General features: G+C 53.3%; 5 protein-coding genes and 1 pseudogene. 3 read left to right on the top strand and 3 right to left on the bottom strand.

Going from position 1 to position 6,025, the window contains the following annotated elements:
* Nucleotides 1–356 (top strand): annotated as a pseudogene (locus tag GEI7105_RS36285) (hypothetical protein); the annotation flags it as partial.
* On the opposite strand, the gene GEI7105_RS0122955 reads toward GEI7105_RS36285, so the two are convergent.
* A complete protein-coding gene (locus tag GEI7105_RS0122955; RefSeq protein WP_017662749.1) occupies nt 278–1,210 on the bottom strand; it encodes an NAD(P)H-dependent glycerol-3-phosphate dehydrogenase in 933 nt (310 codons plus the stop codon). The pseudogene GEI7105_RS36285 and the gene GEI7105_RS0122955 overlap by 79 nt on opposite strands.
* A 104-nt stretch (nt 1,211–1,314) precedes the next feature.
* On the opposite strand from GEI7105_RS0122955, the gene GEI7105_RS0122950 reads away from it, so the two are divergent.
* Nucleotides 1,315–2,505 (top strand): RNA-guided endonuclease InsQ/TnpB family protein, encoded by a 1,191-nt coding sequence (locus GEI7105_RS0122950; RefSeq protein ID WP_017662748.1) that lies wholly within the window; start codon nt 1,315–1,317, stop codon nt 2,503–2,505.
* 120 nt (nt 2,506–2,625) lie between these two features.
* Here the strand turns inward: GEI7105_RS0122950 and GEI7105_RS0122945 are convergent, their stop codons facing one another.
* On the bottom strand, nt 2,626–4,524 hold the full coding sequence (locus GEI7105_RS0122945) for a two-component system response regulator (RefSeq protein WP_026097893.1): 1,899 nt from the start codon (nt 4,522–4,524) through the stop codon (nt 2,626–2,628).
* Nucleotides 4,525–4,846: 322 nt separating this feature from the next.
* Nucleotides 4,847–5,092: a hypothetical protein gene (locus GEI7105_RS37785; protein WP_144053995.1), complete on the bottom strand. Its 246-nt coding sequence runs from the start codon at nt 5,090–5,092 to the stop codon at nt 4,847–4,849.
* Between the two features lie 586 nt (nt 5,093–5,678).
* Here GEI7105_RS37785 and GEI7105_RS0122930 point away from each other — a divergent pair.
* Nucleotides 5,679–6,025, top strand: a 347-nt coding sequence (locus GEI7105_RS0122930) for a helix-turn-helix domain-containing protein (RefSeq protein ID WP_017662744.1), incomplete at its 3' end; no start/stop codon positions are given.

Raw genomic sequence — 6,025 nt, 5'->3', positions numbered from 1 at the left:
ATAGAGGGACTTGTCAGATTAGGCAAAACCAGTATTTGAGTCCTCGACTCCGCTCGGACTCAACGCTGAGCCAAGTCGAAGCGAGCCAAGTCGAAGCGAGCCAAGTCGAAGCGAGCCAAGTCGAAGCGTTGAGATTCGGATTCCCTATGAATTACGTGGGAACCTGGGAAATTTCGAGTCGAACTCGCCACGTTAGCGAACTCAGAAAAATTAAAAAACCGAGCGATCGCCGTAGTCTATCAAAGCGATCGCCGGTTTTTTTAACCCTCCCAATTCCCTACTCTTCCGGCGTCACCACTTCCTGCTTGAGATCCCGTTCCATCAACGCCGCCACTGCTTCTTCAGCCGAAATTTGACCGTTGAGCAGGCGATAGACTTGATAAGAAATCGGTACCTCAACCTCTTGTTTTCGTGCCAAATCGATAAGAACGTTCGTCGTATTTACCCCTTCGGCGGTACTTTGAATTTCTTCGAGAACCCCTTCTAAAGATTTTCCCTGAGCCAAACCGTAACCGACGCGATAGTTCCGACTGAGATTACTGTTACAAGTGGCGAGAAGATCTCCCAACCCCGACAGTCCCCAAAACGTCTCGACATCCGCTCCCATCGTCGTTCCAACGCGCACGATTTCAATTAACGCTCGCGTTAACAGTGCAGATTTGGCGTTAATTCCCAAATTCAAGCCGTCGCACACCCCAGAGGCGATCGCCATGACGTTTTTTAAGGTTCCGCCGAGTTCGGTGCCGATGGGGTCGGTATTGGTATACACCCGAAAAATGTCCGACGAAAACACCGTTTGAATCGTTTCGGCGGCGTAGAGATCGCGACTGGCGGCGATGGTGGCCGCCGGAAGTCCCGCGTCGATTTCTTTCGATAAATTCGGCCCCGACAGGACGACGACGGGACGGTTGGGAAAGGTTTCTTGCCAAATTTGCGAGGGGGTGCGGGTGGTGGCGGCGTCGAGTCCTTTGGTGGCCGTGACGATAATCGTATGGCTGGGAAGTCCGATTTGGCGAACTTTTTCAGCCGTTTCGGCCACCCCTTTCATCGAAATGGCCGAGACGAGAACGTCGGCGTTGGCGATCGCCGCTTCGAGACTCAGTTCGCCGCGACGGGACCAAAAGGTCACGCGGTTGTCGCCGTAATTGGCGAGATGGCCGAGTGCGGTTCCCCAGGCCCCTGTTCCTAAGATGGTGACGTGTTTAGTCATCGAAAATCGCGTCGGGAGACCCCGATTTCAGGCGATAGCCGAATCGGGGAGGAACGACGCGCCTCCACTGGTGGGTTTACAGTTAAAATGTTAATATGTGAGGCATGGTACTCAGAGCGTTCCGATACCGTTTCTACCCGACCCCCGAACAGGAACACCTCCTGCATCGGACGCTCGGTTGCGTTCGTCTGGTTTACAACAAAGCCTTGGCTGCCCGAACCGAGGCTTGGTACGAACGACAAGAACGGATTGGATACGCTCAAACCTCGTCGATGTTGACGCAATGGAAACAGGAAGAGGAGTTGCAGTTTCTCAATGACGTGAGCTGCGTTCCCCTCCAACAGGGATTGCGACACCTTCAAAAAGCGTTCGCCAATTTCTTCGCCAAACGTGCCAAATATCCCAAGTTTAAAAAGAAACGGAATGGTGGCAGTGCGGAGTTGACTCGTTCTGCCTTTCGTTGGAAAGACGGACAGTTGTGGATTGCTAAATCTAGCGAACCCCTCAACATCCGGTGGAGCCGTCAGCTTCCCAAAGGAGCCGAACCTTCGACTGTTACCATCCGTTTCGACCCCTCGGGACGCTGGCACGTTTCGTTGTTGGTCGAAGACGACACCGTTAAGCCTCTTCCCACAACCGAGAAATCCATCGGCGTCGATGTGGGGATTAACTCTTTGGCCGTCACCTCTGATGGCGAGAAGATTACCAATCCTCGACATTTTAACAAACACTACAAACGCTTGCGACGCGCCCAGAAAGCCCTTTCTCGTAAGATGAAAGGCTCGAAGAATCGAGAGAAAGCGTGTCGGAAAGTGGCGAAGATTTACGCCAAGATTACCGATTCTCGGACAGACTACCTGCACAAACTGAGTACTCGACTCGTTCGTGAGAACCAAACGATTGTGGTCGAGGACTTGTCGGTCAAGAACATGGTGAAGAACCCCAAACTTGCCCGACACATCTCGGATTGTGCTTGGGGCGAGTTCGTTAACCAACTGGACTACAAATGTCAGTGGTATGGCAGAACTCTCGTCAAGGTAGACAAGTGGTTTCCGAGTAGTAAACGATGTGGACACTGTGGACATATCGTCGAATCGTTGCCGTTGAGCGTTAGAGAGTGGACTTGTCCTGAATGTGGGACGCACCACGACCGAGACCTCAACGCCGCGAAGAACCTTTTGGCGGCGGGACACGCCGTGTCAGTCTGTGGAGCGGACATAAGACCCAAAGGACACGAGTCTAGAGGGCAGTTGCGAAAAACCCGTAAGGGAAGGAAACAGAAACCTAAATCGTGAGGCTTCGCCGTGAGCGTCAGCCGAACGGTTTGGGAATCCCCGACCTCAGCGAAGCGGGTCGGGGAGGATGTCAAAGTTGCGTTAAAGTGACTTGCGCGATCGGTTCGCAACCCCGTAAGTTTACCATTGCGGATTGTTGGCGATCGTTTCCGTGCAACCCTCACAATCGAGGGGCTTGGAAAAATAATACCCCTGTCCGAACTCACAACCGAGGGTTCTCAACTGAGCCACGTGAACGGCGGTTTCGACCCCTTCGGCGATCACTGTCATATTCAAACTGTGGGCTAGGGTCACGATCGCCTGAACGATTTCTCGTTCGTCGCTGTCGTCGTCGATGGGATCGACAAAGGAGCGATCGATCTTGAGCATATCCACGGGAAGGCGGTGCAGGTGAGAGAGAGAAGAATAGCCCGTTCCGAAATCGTCGATACTCAGTTGAATGCGACGGTTGCGGAGTTCTTCGAGGATCGCTTTAGCCGCTTTGTAATTGCCGACGATGGTACTTTCGGTGATTTCTAATTTTAAAAATTTTCCGTTGAGTTTCGTTTCCTCGAGAATGAGATCGATCTGTTCGAGGAGATCGGTTTGGGCGAACTGTTTGACCGAAATATTCACGGCGATCGTCAAATGTCGCGCGTGGGGGAACCGTTGGTGCCACTCGTGCAGTTGAGAGCAGGCTTGTCGCAACACCCAAGCCCCAATGGGAACGATGAGTCCGGTTTCTTCCGCCGCCGGAATGAACCGCACTGGCGAAACTAATCCCCGTTCGGGATGGAGCCAGCGCACCAGAGCTTCAAACCCGGCAATTTTACCGCTGCGTAGGTCTACGATCGGTTGGTAGTGAACCCGAAACTCTTCCCGTTCGAGGGCGCGGCGCAAGTCGGTTTCCAATTGTAAAAAGTTAACGGCGCGGACGTGCATTCCCGTATCGAAAACGCGATAGCGGCCTTTTCCCAAGTCCTTGGCGCAGTACATGGCGGCGTCGGCGTCTCGCAACACGTGTTCGGAACGTTCGTAGGCGGCGGTTCCCAAGACGATACCGATGCTAGCACCGATAAAGACTTCGTGACCGTCGACGTGAAACGGAGACATCAGTTGCGCTTGAATTGTTTCGGCGGTAGCGATGGCGTCATCGATACTGTCGATGTTGTCGAGGAGGATGGTGAATTCGTCTCCCCCGAGGCGAAACAGGGTATCGACGGGACGCAAGCACAACTCGAGGCGGTGGGAAATCAAGCTCAACAGGCGATCGCCAGCGAGATGGCCCAGGGAATCGTTGACGACTTTGAAGCGATCGCAGTCGATAAACAAGACGGCAAATTTATAAGTGGGGGAAGTTCGGGTCAGTTCCAGCGCTTTGTCGAGCTGCTCCATCAGCAGCACCCGGTTGGGCAATCCCGTTAGGGCGTCGTGCAACGCCATGTACATCAGTTGTTCTTGGGCCCGCTTGCGTTCGAGAATTTCCCGTTCGAGTTTGCGGTTGGCCGATTCGAGTTCGGCGGTGCGCTGCGCCACGCGCTGTTCGAGTTGTTCGTTGAGCTGTCGGACTTCGGCCTCGGCGACGGTGCGATCGTGAATTTCTTGCTGGAGTCGGGCGTTGCGATCGCGCAGTTGTTGTTGTAAGTCGCGAATCGTCAGTTGATTTTGAACTCGCGCCAACACTTCTTTAAACTGAAACGGTTTAGAAATGTAGTCGGTTCCCCCGACTGTAAACGCGCGAACTTTATCGAGGGCGTCATCGAGAGCGCTAATAAAAATGACCGGAATATGACGGGTGGTGTCGTCTTTTTTGAGGTGGCGGCAGACGTCGTAACCGTTCATGCCCGGCATCATAATGTCGAGGAGAATTAAATCCGGTTGTCCGTAACGGGCGCCTTCTAACCCAGTCGTCCCATCCACCGCGACACACACGTCGTATCCCGCTCGGGTCAGAATTGTATTGAGCAGTTCGAGATTGGCTGGCGTATCGTCAACGATCAAAATATTGCCTTTCGACACCTGGGAAGAAGAACTACTCATTGCGTCGGGGGAAATAGTGGACGATACGGGGGAATTTTCGCCGTTGGGCATGGGAAAACATACAAAGAAAACGTGGCGACCGTCGCTAAACCGCTGTCGCTAAACTGCGCTCGTTGGGACAACCCCAAAAGCATTTTTTGCTTCGGACGACGCGACCTGACCGCACTTCGATCGTAGTACACACTTCCGACGGCGTTCGACTCAACTGGGTGTTATTGAGGAGTCGAACGATCGCCGTGGGTGAGTTCGGGTCGTTGCGGCAGGCAAGCCCCTACCAGACATCATAAATCAATAATTTGACATCCTCCTCGGTTCGAGCGACCTACTCCGATCGCAGAGGCTCGGGGTCGTGCGTGTGGCATCCTGTCCGACTGGCTCCCGACTCGACGAACGGTCTTTCGGCTGTGCTAGACGCCCTCCCCGACTGTCGATCTCTCGAGACGAGCGATCGCGATCGCTTAGCGATCGCTTCACCGCCTTGGAGCTTCGACCCCAAATCGTAACACGCCTGTAAAACTACGCGATCGCCGCCTTCGGATTGGCTGCGATTCAATGCCTTCAACGCCATGTCGAGGACGCACTGCGGTTCGGCGTTCGGGGTGGGGGTAGTGCTGCACTCTATCTAAACTGATGCCGGTCAATCACAATCCTTTTGTGGCAAGGATTCAAATGGAATCGGAATTTAAAATACTGGTTTTGCCCAACCCGACAAGTCCCTCTATCCCCCCAACCATCCCCCCAACCATCCCCCCAACCCCCCTTTCAAAGGGGTGCGAAGGGGGGATAGGGGGCGAAGGGGGGATGTGGTGAAGGCTTCTTGAAACCTAGCTTATCGGGAAAGGATGGAGTATCAATTGGAGTTTTAGGCAAACTTACTAACTTGGGTTTCGTTAGCCAGTTTAACCATTTACGCCCATTGTGCTGTAAAGCCGCCCTAGAAGGCTTGCCCTGCTCGCACTGCTTGCACTGCTTGCACTGAGCTTGTCGAAGTGAGCTTGTCGAAGTGAGCCAAGTCGAAGGCGGCGGGGTTTTAGACTCAAAATTTTCTATCCAGATTCTTCGCAGTACTCCAGCCATAGCTGAAAGCTTGGCTGGTGGTGTAGCGAAGCGCGACCGAGGGGAGTAACCTACAAAAGATTTGCTACAGTTTAGATATGCTAAACATGACGTGGGAATTTAAGCTAGAGCCAACTGCGAAGCAGGTTTCAGAGATCGAACACATTCTTGATGTGTGCCGCCATGTCTGGAATTTTGCTCTGCGGGAACGTAAAGACTGGCTAAATTCCCGCAAGTCGCCCGTGAATGCGTGCTCGATTCGGCAGGAATTTATCTTGCCAGCAGATGCACCCTTCCCGAACTACCACGTTCAGGCTAAGCGTTTGACCGCTGCCAAGACTGAATTTTCTCAGCTCAAGACGGTCAACGCTCAGGTTCTTCAGCAAGTCCTTAGAAAACTTGAGACTTCTTGGGAGTCGTGGCGGTTAAAACGTTCGGGTCTTCC

Source organism: Baaleninema simplex PCC 7105 (genome assembly GCF_000332355.1).
In the GTDB taxonomy this organism is placed as follows: domain Bacteria; phylum Cyanobacteriota; class Cyanobacteriia; order Cyanobacteriales; family Geitlerinemataceae; genus Baaleninema; species Baaleninema simplex.
The sequence above is the reverse complement of the archived record's forward strand: the minus strand, read 5'-3'. Positions and strand labels throughout refer to the sequence as shown.

Bases quoted from the DNA above. Each gene is read 5' to 3' on its own strand.
- GEI7105_RS0122945 (WP_026097893.1), bottom strand. From the start codon at position 4,524: ATGAGTAGTTCTTCTTCCCAGGTGTCGAAAGGCAATATTTTGATCGTT.
- GEI7105_RS0122955 (WP_017662749.1), bottom strand. From the start codon at position 1,210: ATGACTAAACACGTCACCATCTTAGGAACAGGGGCCTGGGGAACCGCA.
- GEI7105_RS37785 (WP_144053995.1), bottom strand. From the start codon at position 5,092: ATGGCGTTGAAGGCATTGAATCGCAGCCAATCCGAAGGCGGCGATCGC.
- GEI7105_RS0122950 (WP_017662748.1), top strand. From the start codon at position 1,315: ATGGTACTCAGAGCGTTCCGATACCGTTTCTACCCGACCCCCGAACAG.